At 64.1% G+C, this 17,616-nt stretch carries 17 protein-coding genes; 12 read left to right on the top strand and 5 right to left on the bottom strand.

What is annotated here, in order from left to right:
- Window positions 1-29: 29 nt before the first annotated feature.
- From BUS12_RS00685 to BUS12_RS00665, 5 genes are all read left to right on the top strand, one after another.
- On the top strand, window positions 30-1,664 hold the full coding sequence (locus BUS12_RS00685; RefSeq protein ID WP_074293766.1) for a sugar ABC transporter ATP-binding protein: 1,635 nt from the start codon (window positions 30-32) through the stop codon (window positions 1,662-1,664).
- 3 nt (window positions 1,665-1,667) lie between these two features.
- Complete coding sequence (locus BUS12_RS00680; RefSeq protein WP_074293765.1) at window positions 1,668-2,669, top strand: ABC transporter permease; 1,002 nt, start codon at window positions 1,668-1,670, stop codon at window positions 2,667-2,669.
- Between the two features lie 37 nt (window positions 2,670-2,706).
- Window positions 2,707-3,639 (top strand): ribokinase, encoded by a 933-nt coding sequence (gene rbsK / locus BUS12_RS00675; protein WP_074293764.1) that lies wholly within the window; start codon window positions 2,707-2,709, stop codon window positions 3,637-3,639.
- Between the two features lie 126 nt (window positions 3,640-3,765).
- The gene (locus BUS12_RS00670; protein WP_074293763.1) at window positions 3,766-4,869 is read left to right on the top strand and encodes a nucleoside hydrolase; all 1,104 of its coding nucleotides are present in this window, start codon (window positions 3,766-3,768) and stop codon (window positions 4,867-4,869) included.
- 85 nt (window positions 4,870-4,954) lie between these two features.
- A complete protein-coding gene (locus tag BUS12_RS00665) occupies window positions 4,955-6,025 on the top strand; it encodes a rhodanese-like domain-containing protein (RefSeq protein WP_074296938.1) in 1,071 nt (356 codons plus the stop codon).
- 52 nt (window positions 6,026-6,077) lie between these two features.
- On the opposite strand, the gene BUS12_RS00660 is transcribed toward BUS12_RS00665, so the two are convergent.
- Window positions 6,078-6,902 (bottom strand): isocitrate lyase/PEP mutase family protein, encoded by an 825-nt coding sequence (locus BUS12_RS00660; RefSeq protein WP_074293762.1) that lies wholly within the window; start codon window positions 6,900-6,902, stop codon window positions 6,078-6,080.
- A 339-nt stretch (window positions 6,903-7,241) separates the two neighbouring features.
- Between BUS12_RS00660 and BUS12_RS00650 the strand changes: the two genes are divergently transcribed.
- The 3 genes from BUS12_RS00650 (at window position 7,242) to BUS12_RS00640 (ending at window position 10,148) form a co-directional block, all read left to right on the top strand.
- On the top strand, window positions 7,242-8,186 hold the full coding sequence (locus tag BUS12_RS00650) for a SphA family protein (RefSeq protein WP_074293761.1): 945 nt from the start codon (window positions 7,242-7,244) through the stop codon (window positions 8,184-8,186).
- A gap of 63 nt (window positions 8,187-8,249) precedes the next feature.
- On the top strand, window positions 8,250-9,629 hold the full coding sequence (locus BUS12_RS00645) for an MFS transporter (RefSeq protein WP_074293760.1): 1,380 nt from the start codon (window positions 8,250-8,252) through the stop codon (window positions 9,627-9,629).
- 87 nt (window positions 9,630-9,716) lie between these two features.
- The gene (locus BUS12_RS00640; RefSeq protein WP_074293759.1) at window positions 9,717-10,148 is read left to right on the top strand and encodes a GlcG/HbpS family heme-binding protein; all 432 of its coding nucleotides are present in this window, start codon (window positions 9,717-9,719) and stop codon (window positions 10,146-10,148) included.
- Window positions 10,149-10,226: 78 nt separating this feature from the next.
- Here the strand turns inward: BUS12_RS00640 and BUS12_RS00635 are convergent, their stop codons facing one another.
- Genes BUS12_RS00635 through BUS12_RS00625 form a run of 3 tightly spaced genes read right to left on the bottom strand, consistent with a single transcriptional unit; the run spans window position 10,227 to window position 12,347 of the window.
- Window positions 10,227-11,018 (bottom strand): transporter substrate-binding domain-containing protein, encoded by a 792-nt coding sequence (locus tag BUS12_RS00635; protein WP_216352686.1) that lies wholly within the window; start codon window positions 11,016-11,018, stop codon window positions 10,227-10,229.
- 32 nt (window positions 11,019-11,050) lie between these two features.
- Window positions 11,051-11,458, bottom strand: coding sequence for a nuclear transport factor 2 family protein (locus tag BUS12_RS00630; protein ID WP_074293757.1), 408 nt, complete (start codon window positions 11,456-11,458; stop codon window positions 11,051-11,053).
- On the bottom strand, window positions 11,445-12,347 hold the full coding sequence (locus BUS12_RS00625; protein ID WP_074293756.1) for a hypothetical protein: 903 nt from the start codon (window positions 12,345-12,347) through the stop codon (window positions 11,445-11,447). Before BUS12_RS00625 ends, BUS12_RS00630 begins: the two co-directional genes overlap by 14 nt.
- Window positions 12,348-12,503: 156 nt before the next feature.
- Between BUS12_RS00625 and BUS12_RS00620 the strand changes: the two genes are divergently transcribed.
- Entirely contained in the window at window positions 12,504-13,307 is an 804-nt protein-coding gene (locus BUS12_RS00620; protein ID WP_074293755.1) for a FadR/GntR family transcriptional regulator, read from the top strand.
- Window positions 13,308-13,383: 76 nt separating this feature from the next.
- Here BUS12_RS00620 and BUS12_RS00615 read toward each other — a convergent pair whose 3' ends face one another.
- A complete protein-coding gene (locus BUS12_RS00615; protein ID WP_074293754.1) occupies window positions 13,384-14,316 on the bottom strand; it encodes a LysR family transcriptional regulator in 933 nt (310 codons plus the stop codon).
- Between the two features lie 209 nt (window positions 14,317-14,525).
- Here BUS12_RS00615 and hpaH point away from each other — a divergent pair, with 209 nt between their 5' ends.
- Genes hpaH through BUS12_RS00600 form a run of 3 tightly spaced genes read left to right on the top strand, consistent with a single transcriptional unit; the run spans window position 14,526 to window position 17,604 of the window.
- Window positions 14,526-15,329 (top strand): 2-oxo-hept-4-ene-1,7-dioate hydratase, encoded by an 804-nt coding sequence (gene hpaH, locus BUS12_RS00610; RefSeq protein ID WP_074293753.1) that lies wholly within the window; start codon window positions 14,526-14,528, stop codon window positions 15,327-15,329.
- 8 nt (window positions 15,330-15,337) lie between these two features.
- A complete protein-coding gene (gene hpaI, locus BUS12_RS00605) occupies window positions 15,338-16,108 on the top strand; it encodes a 4-hydroxy-2-oxoheptanedioate aldolase (protein WP_074293752.1) in 771 nt (256 codons plus the stop codon).
- A 20-nt stretch (window positions 16,109-16,128) separates the two neighbouring features.
- The gene (locus BUS12_RS00600; RefSeq protein ID WP_074293751.1) at window positions 16,129-17,604 is read left to right on the top strand and encodes an aldehyde dehydrogenase family protein; all 1,476 of its coding nucleotides are present in this window, start codon (window positions 16,129-16,131) and stop codon (window positions 17,602-17,604) included.
- The last annotated feature ends 12 nt before the right edge of the window (window positions 17,605-17,616 follow it).

The following is a 17,616-nucleotide window of genomic DNA, read 5'->3' as shown; positions in this document are numbered from 1 at the left end:
CCTGATCTCCGTCCGGCTTTGTCAATGTGATGTCCACTCCCATCCTATCCCTTGTTGATGCCCCACCCGTGTTGCGGGTGGAGGGCATCGGCAAGACCTACGCCGAACCCGTGCTCGCCGATATCTCGCTGGACCTGCGCGCCGGCGAAGTGCTGGCGCTGACCGGCGAGAACGGCGCGGGCAAGAGCACGTTGTCGAAGATCGTCGGCGGTCTGGTCACGCCGACCACCGGCTCGATGACGCTGGCCGGCGCAGCTTACGCGCCCGCCAGCCGCAAGGACGCCGAAGCGCTCGGCGTACGCATGGTCATGCAGGAGCTCAACCTGCTGCCGACCCTCTCGGTGGCCGAGAACCTGTTTCTAAACCGTTTGCCGCAGCGCGGCGTGTTCGGCTGGATCGACCGCGCCAAACTCCGCGAGGACGCGCGGCATGCCATGGCGCAAGTCGGGCTCGACGCGATCCATCCCGACACGCTGGTGGGCACCCTCGGCATCGGCCATCAGCAGATGGTGGAGATCGCGCGCAATCTGATCGGCGATTGCCGCGTGCTGATCCTCGACGAGCCCACCGCGATGCTCACCGCCCGCGAGGTGGATCTGCTGTTCGAGCAGGTCGAGCGGCTGCAGGCGCGCGGCGTCGCGCTGGTGTACATCTCGCATCGCCTCGAAGAACTGAAGCGGATCGCGAAGCGCGCTGCCGTGCTGCGCGACGGCCGTCTCGTGCATGTCGACGAAATGGCGAACCTCTCGGCCGACCGTCTCGTGACGTTGATGGTGGGCCGCGATATCGGCGAGCGAATCGATCTCGGCGAGCGCCGTATTGGCAACGTGGCGCTGAAGGTCGCGGGGATGACCCGCGCGCCGGCCGTGCGCGATGTCTCCTTCGAGGTCAAGGCCGGCGAGATCTTCGGCATCAGCGGCCTGATCGGAGCAGGCCGTACGGAGTTGATGCGGCTTATCTACGGCGCGGATCGTGCGGATGCCGGTACGGTGTCCATCGCCTATGGCGGCGGCGCGCTCGAGCCGGTGAAGATCGCGTCGCCCTCGGACGCGGTGCAGAACGGCGTCGCGCTGATCACCGAAGATCGCAAAGGCGAAGGTCTCCTGCTCACCCAGCCGATTGCCGCCAATATCTCGCTCGGCCATCTGCGCGCGGTGTCGAAACACGGCGTGGTGGATGCCGCGCGCGAGGCGGCGCTGGCGGGCCAACAGATCGACGCCATGCGGATTCGCTGCGCGGGCCCGGCGCAGACGGTGTCGGAGCTGTCGGGCGGCAACCAGCAGAAGGTGGTGATCGGCCGCTGGCTCGCGCGCGATTGCACGGTGCTGCTGTTCGACGAGCCCACGCGCGGCATCGACGTCGGCGCCAAGTTCGACATCTATGGCCTGATGGGCGCGCTGGCGCGGGAAGGCCGCGCGTTGGTGGTGGTGTCGAGCGATCTGCGCGAGTTGATGTCGATTTGCGACCGGATCGGCGTGATGTCGGCGGGACGCATGACGGGCGTGTTCGAGCGCGGCGCCTGGACACAGGACGCGCTGCTCGCGGCAGCATTCGCGGGCTACACCCAACGCGACGAACTGCTGCACGAGCCGATCGAACCCGACGCGCGCGTGCCCGACGAACGGCCCGGCAACAAGCCCGGCGAGAAATCAGTGGAGTATTGAAGCATGACCGCACCCACCAGCCTGCCTACGCTGCAGAACGAACCGCCCAAAGACACGAAGCCGATCGGCACACGCCTTGGCTTCTCGAACTATCTCGGCCTGCTCGGCGCGCTCCTCGGCATGATTGTGCTGTTCTCGCTGCTGAGCTCGCACTTCCTGACCTACGACACCTTCAGCACGATCGCGAACCAGATCCCCGATCTCGTCGTGATGTCGATCGGCATGACCTTTGTCCTGATCATCGCGGGCATCGACCTGTCGGTTGGCTCCGTGCTGGCGCTCGGCGCGGCGCTCACCAGCGTCGCGGCCTTGCAGTGGCATTGGCCGGCCTTGCCCTCCGCCCTGCTCGGCATGGCGGGCGCCACGCTGACGGGTTGCGTGACCGGCGCGATTACGGTGGCGTGGCGGATTCCGTCGTTCATCGTGTCGCTCGGCGTGCTCGAAGCGGCTCGCGGCGTCGCGTATCAATTGACGAACTCGCGCACGGCCTACATCGGCGATGCGTTCGATTTCCTCTCCAACCCGATTGCGTTCGGCATTTCGCCCGCGTTCCTGATTGCGATTGCGGTGATGGTCGCCGCTCAACTCGTGCTGACCCGTACGGTCTTCGGCCGCTATCTGGTGGGCATCGGCACGAATGAGGAAGCGGTGCGTCTCGCGGGCGTCAACCCGCGGCCCTATAAGATTGCGGTATTCGGGATGATGGGTCTGCTCGCCGGTCTCGCTTCGCTGTTCCAGATATCGCGGCTCGAAGCGGCGGATCCGAACGCCGGGTCGGGCATCGAATTGCAGGTGATTGCGGCGGTCGTGATCGGCGGCACGAGTTTGATGGGCGGGCGCGGTTCCGTCACCAGCACCTTTTTCGGCGTGCTGATCATCTCGGTGCTGGCCGCGGGTCTCGCCCAGATTGGGGCGACCGAGCCGACCAAGCGCATTATTACGGGTGCCGTGATTGTCGTGGCCGTCGTGCTGGATACCTATCGAAGCCGGCGCCGCGCCGCATAATTCGACCATTCGGTGAATGGCCGGCAGGAGAATATGAATGTCGAAAGAAGCCAAGCAGGGCCGGGTACTCGTGGTGGGTAGCATCAATACCGATCTGGTCGCCCGTTCCCCGCATTTGCCGCGGCCTGGCGAGACCATCGGCGGTCATGAGTTCTCGCAGGTCGCAGGCGGCAAGGGCGGCAACCAGGCGGTGGCGGCCGCGCGCATCGGTGCGCGCGTGGCCATGGTCGGTTGCGTGGGCAAGGATGCGAACGGCACCCAGCGGGTCAAGGATCTGGAAGCGGAGGGCATCGACTGCGCCGGTATCGAAGTCGACCCGGCGCAGCCGACCGGCGTGGCCATGGTGACGGTATCGGACGATGGGCAGAACACCATCGTCGTGGTCGCGGGCAGTAACGGCTCACTGACGCCCGAAGGCGTCGCACGCCACGAGGCGGCGATCAAGGCCTGCGATGTGGTGGTCTGCCAACTCGAAACGCCCTGGGATTCAGTCCACGCGGCGCTCGCGCTGGCCCGGCGACTGGGCAAGATCACGGTGCTGAACCCGGCGCCCGCAACCGGCCCGCTGCCTGCGGAATGGCTGCCCTTGATCGATTTCCTCGTTCCGAACGAGGTCGAGGCCGCGATCCTCGCCGGTCTGCCGGTCGAATCGCAAAGCGGCGCGAGAAGGGCGGCGACGGAGTTGCAACGCGGCGGCGCGCGCAACGTGATCGTCACGCTCGGTGCGCAAGGCGCTTATCTGTTGCTGGAAGGCGGCGAGGGCACGCATTTTCCGGCGCCGCAGGTGCGGGCGGTCGATACGACAGCGGCCGGCGATACCTTCATTGGGGTGTTTGCCGCGCAGCTCGCCGCGCGGCAGCCGCTGGAAGGCGCGATCAGCCTCGCGCAACGGGCGGCGTCGATTTCGGTGACGCGCGCCGGCGCGCAGCCGTCGATCCCGACTCGTGCGGAAGTCGACCGCGCAGCTTGAACCGGACGCCTGTTGTGACATGAGGTTGTCCGGCTTGCCACGCTGAGTGGTTCGACGTTGCATTGCCGGCACCCTCGCCAGAGGGTGTTTTCCTGGTTAATCGCGGTCTCTGCTTGAGGACGAAACATGAAATCACAATATATAGGCATCCTTATTATGTCGGCGGTTCTTGCCGGATGCGGCGGCAGCGTCTCGGTGACCGATCCGCTCGCTACCGCGCCGAAGGTCATCATCGACTCGGACTTCAACACCATGGGCGACGACGGTCAGCTTTTCGCCATGACCACGCAGTTGATGGGCGAAGGTAAGGTCAACCTGCTCGGGCTGTGCGTCGTGACGGGCAACGACTGGCTGATTCAGGAAGAAGCGGATGCGCTCAAGGCCGTGGAGCGCATGGGGGTGCAGAACGTAGTGGGCGTCTACGGCGGGGCCGACTATCCGTTGCAGTACAACCTTGCGAGTATTCGCGCTCAGCAGGCGGCCAATCCGCAAGGCTATTTCGGTGCGTGGAGCCGGCCGGAACCGACGGAGCAGTCCCAGCTTGTTGCGCCCTCGGACGGTTTCGCGGTGTCGACGAAACTGCAGGCGCAAAGCGCGGCGGATTTCATGATCCAGACCATCAAGCGCTATCCGAATCAGGTCACCATTCTGGAGGTCGGACCGCCGACCAATCTCGCCACAGCCATCATGAAGGCGCCGGAGATCGTGCCGCTGATCAAGCAGATCGTCTATATGGGCGGGGCGATGGCCGTGCCGGGCAATGCCAACGCCGTGGCGGAACTGAACTGGTGGTTTGACCCGCTCGCCGTCCGTACGGTTTTGCAGACTACGATTCCGCAGAGCGACATTCCGCTCGACGTGACCAATACCGTGCCGCTCACGCAGACGGTGTACAACGAAATCGTCAACAACCCCAACAAGCAGACTGCGGTGACGAAGGCGTACGCCGTCGCCAATGCAGGTGCGTTTGCCGAGAACACCGATCTGTACGATACGTTGACGATCGCGTATTTCATGGACCCCACCTATGCGACGCAAACGAAAAGCGCTTACCTAGATATCGACACCACGGCCGGCGAGGACCAGGGGCATGTGACGGTGTACCCCGATCAACCTGCATCAGGCGCTTCGCCGCAGAAGATCACCTACGTGACGCAGTTCGACAACAACCGGTTCTTCAGTCTCTACGTCGACCTGCTCACGCGTCCTGTGCCGATTACGCTGCCGTAATGGCAAACGTAGCCGATATGTGACCTCCGGATGCAAATGTTCTACGCTATAGGCACGACCTGCATTCCGACGGAGCCAAATCGTGTTGATCTTCCGGCAGCTATTCGATCAGCAATCGTCTACCTACACCTATCTTCTTGCGGATAGCGTGACGGGAGAGGCGGTGCTGATCGATCCGGTATTCGAGCAGGTGCGCCGCGAGACCGCGCTGATCGAAGAACTGGGATTGCGCCTCCTGTACACCATCGACACCCACGTCCACGCCGATCATGTGACCGGTGCATGGATGCTGAAGCGCCACACAGGCAGCCAGATTGCGATATCGGCGGCGAGCGGCGCCGAAGGCGCGGACCGCTATCTGAGCCATGGCGACCGGTGTGAGTTCGGCGCGCGGCACCTGCAAGTGCGCGCGACGCCGGGCCATACGAATGGATGCATCAGCCTCGTGCTTGACGACGAGACCCTCGCGTTCACCGGAGATTGTCTGCTGATCAGGGGCACAGGCCGGACCGATTTCCAGCACGGCGATGCGCGCGCGATGTTCCGTGCGGTCCATCAGCAGATTTTCACGCTGCCCAACACTTGCCTGCTTTATCCGGCGCACGACTACCGCGGCTTGACGGTCACGAGTGTCGGCGAGGAACGGCACTTCAATCCGCGCCTTGGCGGCGAGCTGTGCGAAGACGATTTCAGCGTGCACATGACGAACCTGCGCTTGCCGCATCCGAAGCAGATCGACGTCGCGGTGCCGGCCAACCTGAAATGCGGCCTGGCCACCCGTGACCCCACGCAGATGGCCGAGCCCGAGTGGGCGCCGTTGACGTACACCTTCGCGGGCATCTGGGAAATCAATCCTCAGTGGCTCGAGGAGAATCTTCGCGCCGTCCAGATTGTCGATGTGCGCGAGCCTGACGAGTTCGACGGGGCGCTCGGGCGCATTCCCGCAGCCCGACTCATTTCACTCGGCGATCTGGCTGACCGCGCCGCTGAACTCACAAAGGAACGCCCGATCGTGACGGTATGCCGGGCCGGTGGACGGTCGGCGCAAGCCACGGTCATCTTGCGGCAGGCAGGATTCGAGGCCGTTGCCAATCTCGCCGGCGGCATGCTGCGTTGGCGCGCGGAAGGCCGCGTGGTCGAAAACGCTAGCGGGTAGCGCTCCCGGCCACGACTGATTGCCGCGATATCGAAGCGGCCGGGACGCGACGCTATGCGACGTCGTTAAACATGCTGTTCAGCCACCCGCCTGACGGCTCCTTCGGCAAGCTGTCGAAGCGGCCGTCCGCCAGCCCTTGAACGCTAGTGACAAGGCCACCCCACGCCGCGCGGGCGAGCGCCCCGCCTACGCTCACGCGCCGCACGCCGAGCTTCGTCAGCTCGTCGAGCGTGAACGCGGACGGCCCGCCGATCAACAGATTGACCGGCTTCGGCCTGACCGCGGCGACCACGGCTTCGATCTGCTCGCGCGTATTGATGCCCGGCGCGTACAGGCAGTCGGCACCCGCTTGCGCATAAGCTCGCAGACGCGCGATCGCGTCTTCAAGGTCGGGTACGCCGGCGACGAAATTCTCCGCGCGTCCGACGAGCAGCGTGTCGCCGCCTGCTTCGTCGATCGCGCGTCTTGCCGCAGCGATCCGTTCGACGGCCACATTGAGCGGCAACAGCGGCGACTTCGGATCGGCTGTCGAGTCTTCGATCGACAGCCCGGCGATGCCGGTGTCGATCGCGAGCCGGACGCTTTGCGCGACTTCGGCCGGATCCTTGCCGAAGCCGCTTTCGAAGTCGGCGTTGACCGGCAGATCCGTCGCGCCGACCACCTCGCGCAGGTGCGCGAGGATCGTGTCGCGCGGCACGCCGTTGTCGGGCCGGCCGGTGGACCACGCGAAGCCCGAGCTGGTCGTGGCTAGCGCCTTGAAGCCGACACTCGCGAGATAACGCGCGCTGCCGACGTCCCACGGATTCGGCAACACAAAACATCCTGCTGCATGCAACGCGCGAAAGGCCCGGCGCTTTTCGGCAATGGTGCTGGACATGCTCAATCTCCTTTGTGGGTGCACGCGGCCACTCGCTGCTGCCGCAAGTTACGGACGGAAGTTCGGTGAGGTTGGCGACCTTTCGCGCGGTCGGTGAATCAACGCGATCAACGCGATGCCCGTCGAAAGTGGTTTGCCTTTCAACCCATGATACGACACACCTCCGCCTCGAACCTGCCGGATCGGTGCAGGCACCGCGGCGACGCCGAATCCGGCTGCTGCGCTCAATCTACGGGAAAACACCGTGTCCCGGACTCCTTTCGGATCGCTTTTAGTCGCGCTACACTCGATACCAAGTCACCAGGTGACTTGATGAGTCAAACATAAATCGGAGGAGACATGGGTCATGCAGGGAAACTGCGCGGCTGGCTGCTGAGCGCAGCCAGCCTCGTCTGCGGCATCGGGATGACGCCGGCGCACGCTTACGAGCCGGGATATCCGGGCTGGTCGATGCCACCGGGCGCGACGTTGGGCATGACGGCTGCACCGCAGCCGCAGCCGGGCTTCTACAGCTTCAACCAGATATATGTCCAGCAGACGAGCACAACCGGTCCGGGCGCCGACAAGCAGACGACCTCGGTCGATGTGGTCACAGCCGTGTCAGCGCTTCTCTGGTCTCCCGGCTGGACCTTTCTCGGCGCCAATTATGAGGCGATGCTCCTGCAGCCGGCCACCATGGCCGATGCGGGCGCCCCGATTAACAGCAGTAAGTCGGGCTTGCACAATACGGTGATCTCGCCCGCCCAGTTGAGCTGGCAACTCGGTAATACCGGCCTCTACGTGAAGACCGGTCTTGCCGTGGTGGTGCCTGACGGCACCATCACGGGGGCGGCGGGACTCAGCAATATCGGCAACCCGTGGTGGATCATTCAGCCTTCGCTGAGTGTTTCTTACCTGAGATTCGGCTGGCACGTGACGGCGAACTTCTCGACGGAATTCAACACCGCGAACACGTACACCGGCTATCGGACAGGCGACATCCTGCATGCGGACCTTGCCGCCACCAAGTCGTTTGGACAATGGTCCGTCGGGCCCGTGTTGACCTACGTGGGGCAGATCAGCAATGACACGTCCAGCGCTTTCTACCATAACACCATCGTGACGGATCGCTATAACCTGCTCGCAGTGGGCGGCCAGGTCAGCTATAACTTTGGACGCGTAGTACTGGGCCTGTCGGCGACGAAGGATGTGCTTGCAAGCGCGACCGGCGGCAACGTACCAACGGACGCGGCCACGATCACTAAGGGATACCACGTGTACGCCAACGTCGGTTTCAAGTTCTAGCCGGTGAGTCGCATGATTGCCGGTGCAAAAGAGTCAGCGTTCTCGCCTGACGAAAGGAGATGGATGATGCAAAACGCCGTGAAGCTGGACCTCGAATCGATCATCGATGCGAGCCCTGTGAGCCGCTTTCAGATCTCGATCATGGCGTTGTGCGGACTCGTAGCCATGCTTGACGGGTGCGATACGCAGACGATTGCGTTCGTGGCGCCGGCCATCGTCGGAAGTTGGCATGTGGCGCCCGCGGCCTTCGGGCCAGTATTCGGTGCGGGTTTGCTGGGTGGCTTGCTTGGCGCGATTGTTTTCGGCATCACGGGCGACCGGTTTGGCCGGAAGCCCGTTCTTCTGGGCACGGTTCTGCTCTTCTCGATCGGGTCTTTGCTCACGCCGTTGTGCGATTCGCTGTCTTCGCTGACGGCGGCGCGTTCTGTCACGGGTCTTGGACTGGGCGGCGCGCTGCCGTGCTTCGTCTCTCTCACCTCCGAATATGCGCCAAAGCGATTGCGTGCAACGCTCGTCACCACCATGTTCTGCGGTTTCCCGCTGGGCGCGGTCATTGGCGGGTTCGTCTCCGCACAATTGATTCCCGCGGTCGGATGGCGAAGTGTATTTGTCGTCGGTGGTGTGCTGCCGTTATTCACCATTCCTCTGCTGATCGCGTTCGCGCCCGAATCCGCCCGTTTTCTCGAGTTGCGCGGCGATCGCAAAGCCATCACCCGTTTGCTGCGGCGCATGCGTTCGGAATTCGAATGGAGCGGTGAAGCGCCCAGCATTGGGCATGGTGCCCGCACGCCCGTTGTCAATCTGTTCAGGGAGGGGCGCGCGTTAGGTACGGTCCTGTTGTGGATCACGTTGTTCTTGAGCTTGTTGCTGACGTATTTTCTCGTCAACTGGGTGCCGGTTGTCGCGGGGCACAACGGGCTCAGTATTGGGAGTGCGGTCCGGGCGGCTTCGATGCTGAACTTCGGCTCGATATTTGGCTGCATCGTGCTTGGGCGGCTTGCGGACCGTGTCGGCACGGCGCGTGTGGTCGGATGCGGCTTCCTGCTTGGCGCGATCGCGATCGCATTGATAGGCCGGGCGGCTGCGTCGGGCACGCTGCTGGGAGCGGTTGCCTTCATTGCGGGATTCTTCAGCATCGGGGCGCAGATTTGCACGGTTGCGATGTGTGCGGCGTTCTACGACACGTTCTCCCGTGCCACGGGAATCGGCTGGTCGATGGGCGTGGGCCGGATCGGCGCCATCGTCGGCCCTGTCCTCGGCGGCGTGTTGCTGGCCGCGGGCATGGCGCCTTCGGCGCTCTTTCTGCTGGTCGGTGCGACCTCACTTGGCGCAGCGATTACTTCGTTTGCCATCGGACGTTTCGTGCTGCGTGTCCGGCAGCCGCAATCCGATGGCGCGCCGGAGTACGGAGCGAGCGCTGCGGCGTCGCGTCATGCGGGTTGAGCAGGACCGTGCCCTTGCATGTCCGGCATGAGCAGGAAGCGTCGCCCCCGCTCATGCTGCTTTTTTCTTCGAGAGCCAATACACACCATGCAAACTTTTACACTGGATCAGGCATCGGTCATCGTCGACGCCGCGCTCGCTCATGCGCGGGAGCTTGGTTGTCATCCGCTGACCGTCGCCGTGCTCGATGCCGGTGGCCACCTGTTGGCACTGAAGCGTGAAGACGGCAGCGGCATCCTGCGTCCCCAGATTGCCCAGGCGAAGGCGTGGGGCGCATTAGGCATGGGGCACGGAGGACGCACGCTGGCCGAGCGGGCGGCTAGCGCGCCCGCATTCTATGCCGCGCTGACGGACATCTCCGGTGGACGTATCGCGCCGGTGCCGGGCGGCGTACTGGTCCGCGATGCACAGGGTAATGTGGTTGGCGCGGTCGGCATCAGCGGGGACCATCCCGACAAGGATGAGGCCTGCGCGATGCGTGGGATCGGTAGGGCAGGCCTGCAGGCCGATGTGACGTGATCCCGGCGCCGACCGGTTTCGATGCGTAGCGGTACCGACGCGGCGGGCGGAGCGTTTGCTCCGTCGCCGTGGGTGGCCTTAACGGCTGCTGGAGGACAGGAGCGGGGCAGTGCGAACGCCGCGTACCTGGTGACGTTCGATCAGCTCGTCAATCAAGCCCGAGGCCTTCGCTTCCTCGACGAAGCGTTCGAGGAACGCCGCGCCTGCTTCGTGCTGGAGATGGGTGCCGACCGCCTGCTGGACCGCGGTAAAGCATCCGTCGAGCAATCTCACGCCGGCAAGCGTTGATTCGTCGCGGAGGAGCCGCGGCCTGAGCCCGGCGAGGGCATCCGCTTTTCCCTGCGCAAATGCCTCGTACGCGTGATCGTGCGTGGGCGCGCGCAGCAACTGCGCGTGCCTCATGTGCCGCGTCAGCCACAGCTCGTATGCGCTGCCGGTTGCGGCCGCGATGCTGACGCCGGCGCGGTCGAGCGTCTGTGCGGACATTAGCGGCGATTCGGCGTGCACGAGGCAGGTTGCGTCGATCTCGAGATAGGCTGAGGTGAACGCGATCGTCTGCGCACGGTCGCGCTCCGCGCCGATAAGGCAGATGTCCCAGGCATCGCGGTTGGCCGCGTCGGCGAGTTCGCGCGGCGATACGAAGGGCACGCAGGTAAACGGAACACCCAACCGCAACGCGATCATACGGGCGAATTCCGGCCCGAGCCCGGTCCGATGACCTTTTGCGTCGGCGGGGCCCACGAGCAGAAAATTGGCAAGGTTGATGCCCGTACGCAGCACGCCGTGAGGCGCGAGCTGTTGAAGAACGAGCGAATCCATCAAGCGACCCTCGTGTTGGATGAAAGAACGAGCCTGCCCGACGCGCGCCAAGGCGGGCCCGCAATGGTTCGCCGCGCAGCCCGCTACATCGGGAGCGTCATCTGGCGCTGGATGACGCGGCGCGAGAAGCGCCAGGCACCGTCGGCATCCTTGCAGACGTCATCGCGCAGGTCGCTGATCCGCAGTTCGGCGGGCACATCGTCGCCACGCTGCTCGAAGGTGAGCTGCACCGCGGTCAGGCTCGCGCTGGCTTCCTCTCTGCGCACGACGCGCAGATTCGACCAGACGTGCCGCGTCTTCCGGCCAGGTGTGCTTGCACGCACCTCGCAGTCCCTCGCGATGGCCGCGCGGCCAACGAACTCACGCTCACCCAGATGGAGCACACCGTCCGCGACGAAGAGCTGCGCCAGCCCGGCGCCATCTCCACGATCGGCACACCAGGCGAAATCGCTGAGCAAGCGCTCGATGGATGCGAGGTCAAACGCGGTCATCGGCCTCTCCGTCAACGAATTCGAACTCGGCCTCGCTGTCTTGCTCGATGACGATCGGCGGCAAGCCCATCAGGAAGATCTGCAGTTCGTCCTTGGCAGTCAACGTCATGGTTTCACCGGGCTCCGTCTGGATCGACGCGTAGAGCCCGATCGCTTCCGCGCCGGCCGTGCCGCTGCCGCCCGTCACGAACAGGAGCCGTCGTGCCGTTTCATGCGTGGACGTCCACGTGGCACCCGGCGCGAGCTTGACCAGTTCCGTCCACGCGGCACGTTCGGAGAACGAACCAAGAAACTTGTTCGACACGCCCTTGGCGCCTTGCACGGGTATCCAGTTGAATCGGCTCGGATCGGCGATCACGACGCCGGGGTAACGGGGCATCGGATACTTCAGGCGTTCGCCGAAGACGTGCTTCCAGATCACGTTGAGACCCCATTCGAGCTTGCCGTTCGGATGGCGGTAGTTGGGACCGACGAATTCGCCGATCCTCGCGAGTTCGTCTCGCGCGGCCAGTCGTTGCTGCATGCTCATGAAGCCGCAGCCCGATGAACCGCCGAACTGCAGGACGAGTTGCAGACGCTCTCCCGGCGGCGTCTTGCCGAGTGGGTCGTCCTGCGGACCGTACGGTTGTCCTTCGGGAAAATATCCGACTTGTCCCTCCTTCAGTTTGAGGCCGTCGCCGATGTTCATGTCGCCGACAAGCGGCAAACGGATCTGCTCGAAATTGTGCCGATGGCGGGGCATGTGGAAGTCGCCGTCCTGCCGTCCGAGCACCAGCATGAAGTTTTCCGGGGACATCGGATCGTCACCTTCGAGACAGTACTGGAATACGACGATTCCAGTAGGATGGTCCTTATGCCAGTCGGTGTCGCTGAAGTGTTTGATTTTCATGCATCCTCCTTTGATCGGATCCGCGGATGCGGCGCGTTGCGCCCAGTCGCGGCAATAAACCCGGCCGGCGCACAACCGGCAGCCATAGTTAATTTGTCACTAAGTCACCAGGTGACTTGAAATCAGTATAATGCAATTGGCAGAAAAGGAGAATTCATGTCTGATGCGACCGGCCCCGATTGGCAACCTTCGAAACGTCTTGAGCGTGGCAATGCTGCGGAACAGATCCTTGAGGATTTGCGCGATCGCATCTTGAGCGGACAGTTGCCACGCGGGACCAAGCTACCCACGGAAAAGCAGTTGGCCGAAGGCTATGGGGTCAGCGGCGCGACTGTTCGCGAAGCCGTGCGCGGACTCGTCACGGCGCAGCTCATCGAGGTTCGGCATGGAAGCGGCGCCTATGTGACGGCACAGACCGATCAACTGATCGCGGCGTCGCTTTCCTCGATGATCCAGATCGAGCGCATCGGTGTGCCGCAGGTGCTCGGCGTGCTGGGGGCGCTGATCTCGTATGCGGCGGAACTGGCCGCAAAGCACGCGACGGCGGAAGACATCGAGGCCATGCGGCAAGCCTTGCGGCAGATCCAGGACGGCGACAGCGCGGAGGGCATTTCCGGCGCTGTCAGCGCGTTCGTCGGCGAAATCGGGCAGGCATCCGGGAATCCCCTGCTTGCCGCGCTCTGCCGGTTTTTTACGAGTCTCCAGATCGGCCTTGCCCGCGAATTGTCCGGCGGAACCGTGGAGAGTTGGCGGGCCACCACGGGGTCGATCGGCAAGGAGCGGCAGCGCGTTCTGAAGGCGATCGAGGCGAAGGATCCGAAGGCGGCGAGGACCGCCGCGCTGGCTTACCACGAGCGCGCGCTGAAGGTCATCACCGCACAACCGAATGCCGGCACCACGATGGTGACCGATCCGCTGCTCGCGGCCTTTCTTTCGTCGTTCCTGCAACGCAAGACGTAACGGCCGTGCGGAAACGGGCGGGCCGATCGGCCGTCTGCTATGGTCGCCGCTCGGCTGCGCCGGTACTCACCTCTGGCTACCTGGCTCGCGTTTGCCCCGTTGCGTGTTGCCAATTCCGCAGCCAGTCCAACAGGTAAGCCAGAAATCCGTCGGCTGCCGGCGAGCTTGCACGTCTGACGGGCCGGTAGACGCACACCTGCCGGATCGTTTCCGGATCGACGACGCGCCGCATGGTGAGCCCGAACGCCTCGGCGAGCACGCCTACGTATTGAGGTGCGAGCGTCGCCGCGAGGCCATGCGCCGCGATTCCGAGCGCCGTGGTGATGTTGTCGACCACATCGATGGGCACGATGCGCGCATCGGGAGGCGCGCTGCTGCGCATCTGCGCCACGCTCATTTCATGATCCCTGCCCGCTGCGACAAGCGGGATGCTGCGCAAATCCGCCCACGATACGCGTTTGCGCTTGGCGAGCGCGATGCCCGGACTGCACCACAGGACCCACGGACTGTCGAACGCGGGCAGCGATTCGACGGTGGCGGCGGTTGGCCGGTTGGGACCTATTGCCAGATCGACGTCGCCGCTCGCGACACGTTCGACGAGCGCGTCGACGGGCGTGTCGCGAATACGGACCACGACTTTGGGCATCACCTTGGCGTAATCCCGGATCGCGGCGGGCAGCGCTGTGGCAGCCAGAATGAGCGGTGCGCCGACGCGCACGATCCCTGCGGCGCGGTTGCGTAAATCGTCCGCCGTCGTTTCCGCTGCGCGCAAATATCTCAGCACCGACTCGGCGGACGCCATGAAATCCCGGCCCGCGCTCGACAAATTCACCCGGCGCGTGGTCCGGTCGAACAGACGAAACCCCAGCACCGATTCGAGTTCCGCTACGAGCTGGCTGACGGCCGACGACGTCAACCCCATCCGTTCACCCGCGGCGGCGAAGCTGAGTTCGTCGCTGGTCGCCAGAAATGCTTCGAGCTGTCGCAGGGTGATCCGGGATTGCGGCATGACAGGGCTCCATGATGTGTCGTCAGGGAAGGGGCTTGCACGGGCTCGGATTCATGCGCGAAGGCCCGGTCCGGCGTTGTGCCCGATTATCAAGTTTTTCTTCGCAATTGCACAGGATCTATCGCTTGTCTGCGAGATGTGGCGCCGTGAGAATCCAGCGATGACATCACAGAGCGCGCCACCTGCCGCGCCTATCCGGAGACATCGCAATGCTGGATCCCCACCTTCATCGCACCCTGGCCGAGGAGCTGCACCACGCTGAGCACAGCCGACGGCAACTGGATCATTTTTCGAAGCGTTATCCGGAGATGACGCTCGCCGACAGTTATGCAATCCAGCGCGCGTGGCTCGCGATCAAGCTTGGCCAGGGGCGTCGCGTCATCGGTCACAAGATCGGGCTCACGTCGCGTGCGATGCAGATTGCCGCGCAGATCACCGAACCCGACTACGGTACGTTGCTGGACGACATGTTGATTGCCGAAGGTACGACGATCGAAGCGGCGCGCTTCATCGTCCCGCGCATCGAGGTTGAATTTGCGTTCATTCTGGCCAAGCCGCTCTCGGGGCCGAATGTGACGATTTTCGATGTGCTGGCAGCGACCGACTATGTCGTGCCCGCACTTGAACTGATCGATGCGCGCATCGCGCTGACCGATCGTGAGACCGGGACGCCACGCAAGGTGCTCGACACCGTCGCGGACAACGCCGCGAATGCCGCGATCGTGCTGGGCGGGCGCCCGGTGAAGCCCGATGCAATCGATCTTCGTTGGGCCGGCGCCATGCTGTTCAAAAATGGCGTGATCGAAGAATCCGGTCTCGGCGCCGCGGTACTCAATCATCCTGCCAACGGCGTTGCCTGGCTGGCGAACAAGCTCGCGCCTTACGGCGAAGGGCTCGCTGCCGGCGAAATCGTGCTGGGAGGCTCGTTCACGCGTCCGGTGGCGTGTGCCGCCGGCGATGTGCTGACCGCCGACTATGGCGCGCTCGGCAGCGTCTCCGTGCGTTTCGGGTGAGGAATACGATGCGTACTCCTGCCAATGCGTTCAAGAAAGCACTCGCGTCGGACCGCATCCAGATCGGACTCTGGCTCGGCTTGGGCGATCCCTATGCGGCCGAGCTGTGCGCCTCGTGCGGTTTCGACTGGCTGCTGATCGACGGCGAGCACGCGCCGAACGATCTGCGTTCGATGCTCGCGACATTGCAGTCCGTTGCCGCTTATGGATCGCATCCGGTCGTGCGCATCCCGCACGGCGATCCATCGCTCATCAAGCAGGTGCTGGAGATCGGCGCGCAGACGCTGCTTGTGCCGATGGTCGAAGACGCGGTGCAAGCGCAGCAGCTTGCCCGGGCGATGCGCTATCCGCCGGCCGGCACACGCGGGGTTGGCAGCGGTCTCGCGCGCTCGTCTCGCTGGAACGGTTTTGTGGACTATCTCGAGCGTGCCGACGACGAGGTATGTCTGCTCGTGCAGGTCGAGACGATCGACGCGATCTCACAGCTCGAGGCGATCGCGCAGGTCGACGGCGTCGACGGCATTTTCATCGGTCCCGCGGATCTGGCCGCTTCGATGGGGTATCTCGGCAAGCCCACGCATGCCGAGGTGCAGGCCGTCATCGACGACGCGATCCGGACCCTCGCGCGTGCCGGCAAACCGGCGGGCATCCTGTGCACCGATGAGACGCTGGCGCGCCATTACATCGCGGGCGGGATACGCTTCGCCGCGGTCGGCGTCGATACCTCACTGCTCGCGCAGACAGCGCGCGCGCTTGCAGCCCGGTTCAGGCCGGCCTGAGTTCTTGCAGAGGAAAGTACATGACTCAATCGCTTCTGGAGATCGCCGGCGTTACGGTTTCGGCGGCGCACTACATCGACGGCGAACGCGTTGCATCGGGCGACACGTTCGAAAACTTCTCGCCAATCGATGGGCGTTCGCTCGGCTTCATTCATGAAGCAGGCGGCGAGGAAGTCGACGCCGCCGTCGCTGCCGCGGCCCACGCCTTCCCCGCGTGGGCCGCATTGGGTGCGGGTGGACGCAAGCCCTATCTGGACCGCTTCGCGGCCGAAATCGGCAAGCGCACCGACGCATTCTGCGTACTCGAAAGCAACGATGCCGGCGTGCTGCTCTCGCGCATGCGTCATGGCGTCGTGCCTCGCGCGATGCAAAACCTCCAGTGGTTTGCCGAACACGCGCTGACGCTCCAGGACCGCACGCTCGACACCGTGCAGGCGCACCATCGCGTCCGTCACGATCCGGCTGGCGTTGTCGCGGTTATTACGCCGTGGAATTCACCGCTCATGCTGTCGACATGGAAGATCGGTCCGGCGCTTGCCGCCGGCAACACGGTCGTTCTCAAGGCGCCGGAGTGGGCGCCGCTCACGTCTTCGCTGCTTGCCGACTGCGCACAGGCGGCGGGCTTGCCGCGAGGCGTATTCAATCTGCTTCAGGGCAGCGGCGCGAACACGGGCGCCAAACTGGTCGGCGATCCTCGTCTTGCCCGCGTGTCGTTTACCGGCTCGGTCGCGACGGCGAAGCGCATCGCTCAGGCCGCGGGCGCCAATCTCGTGCCATGCAGCCTCGAGCTAGGCGGAAAGTCGCCGTTCATCGTGCTCGCCGATGCCGACATCGACAGCGCGGCGGCCACCGGCGCATTGATGTATCGCAACGCCGGCCAGGTGTGCCTTGCAGGCACACGCTTTCTCGTGCATCAGGCGATCGCGCAGCGTTTCATCGAGGCCATGCGCGGCTATGTCGAAGCGCTGAACATTGGCGATCCACGTGAAGAAGGTACCGAGGTCGGCCCCATCATTCACGCGCGACAGTTGGAGCGCGTGGAGGGTTTTGTCGAACGCGCACTCGCGCGTGGGGCCACGGCCCTATGGGGAGGGCAGGCGCATCCGTACGGCAAGCTCTATTTCGCGCCGACGATGCTCACGAATCTGCGGCAGTCCGATGAGATCGTGCAGCAGGAGGTGTTCGGTCCAGTGCTCACGCTGCAGACCTTCTCGACGGACGACGAGGCTGTGGAGCTTGCCAATGGCACCGACTATGGCCTGGGCGGCGTGTGCTATGGAGCGGCAGAGCATGCCACCAGCGTAGCCGAGCGCGTGCGTACGGGTTTCATCTGGATCAACAGCTTCGGTATCCGCGACCTCGCGGCGCCGTTCGGCGGGATCAAACGCTCAGGCATCGGACGCGAGGGCGGCGACTGGAGCTTCGAGTTCTTTTGCGACGTGAAGGACATCATCTTGCCGAAGCAGCCGTTTCGCGCGAGTTTCAGTCATCGATGAGGAGGAGATTTC

It is taken from the genome of Paraburkholderia phenazinium, from assembly GCF_900142845.1.
GTDB classification, from domain to species: domain Bacteria; phylum Pseudomonadota; class Gammaproteobacteria; order Burkholderiales; family Burkholderiaceae; genus Paraburkholderia; species Paraburkholderia phenazinium_A.
This window is presented reverse-complemented; position numbering and strand designations above follow the sequence as displayed.

What these genes read in the sequence shown, in the direction of transcription:
- BUS12_RS00685 (WP_074293766.1), top strand. Translation starts at nt 30, where the DNA reads ATGTCCACTCCCATCCTATCCCTTGTTGATGCCCCACCCGTGTTGCGG.
- BUS12_RS00640 (WP_074293759.1), top strand. Translation starts at nt 9,717, where the DNA reads ATGCAAACTTTTACACTGGATCAGGCATCGGTCATCGTCGACGCCGCG.
- rbsK (WP_074293764.1), top strand. Translation starts at nt 2,707, where the DNA reads ATGTCGAAAGAAGCCAAGCAGGGCCGGGTACTCGTGGTGGGTAGCATC.
- BUS12_RS00625 (WP_074293756.1), bottom strand. Translation starts at nt 12,347, where the DNA reads ATGAAAATCAAACACTTCAGCGACACCGACTGGCATAAGGACCATCCT.
- hpaI (WP_074293752.1), top strand. Translation starts at nt 15,338, where the DNA reads ATGCGTACTCCTGCCAATGCGTTCAAGAAAGCACTCGCGTCGGACCGC.
- BUS12_RS00620 (WP_074293755.1), top strand. Translation starts at nt 12,504, where the DNA reads ATGTCTGATGCGACCGGCCCCGATTGGCAACCTTCGAAACGTCTTGAG.
- BUS12_RS00680 (WP_074293765.1), top strand. Translation starts at nt 1,668, where the DNA reads ATGACCGCACCCACCAGCCTGCCTACGCTGCAGAACGAACCGCCCAAA.
- BUS12_RS00615 (WP_074293754.1), bottom strand. Translation starts at nt 14,316, where the DNA reads ATGCCGCAATCCCGGATCACCCTGCGACAGCTCGAAGCATTTCTGGCG.
- hpaH (WP_074293753.1), top strand. Translation starts at nt 14,526, where the DNA reads ATGCTGGATCCCCACCTTCATCGCACCCTGGCCGAGGAGCTGCACCAC.
- BUS12_RS00660 (WP_074293762.1), bottom strand. Translation starts at nt 6,902, where the DNA reads ATGTCCAGCACCATTGCCGAAAAGCGCCGGGCCTTTCGCGCGTTGCAT.
- BUS12_RS00630 (WP_074293757.1), bottom strand. Translation starts at nt 11,458, where the DNA reads ATGACCGCGTTTGACCTCGCATCCATCGAGCGCTTGCTCAGCGATTTC.
- BUS12_RS00670 (WP_074293763.1), top strand. Translation starts at nt 3,766, where the DNA reads ATGAAATCACAATATATAGGCATCCTTATTATGTCGGCGGTTCTTGCC.
- BUS12_RS00600 (WP_074293751.1), top strand. Translation starts at nt 16,129, where the DNA reads ATGACTCAATCGCTTCTGGAGATCGCCGGCGTTACGGTTTCGGCGGCG.
- BUS12_RS00645 (WP_074293760.1), top strand. Translation starts at nt 8,250, where the DNA reads ATGATGCAAAACGCCGTGAAGCTGGACCTCGAATCGATCATCGATGCG.
- BUS12_RS00650 (WP_074293761.1), top strand. Translation starts at nt 7,242, where the DNA reads ATGGGTCATGCAGGGAAACTGCGCGGCTGGCTGCTGAGCGCAGCCAGC.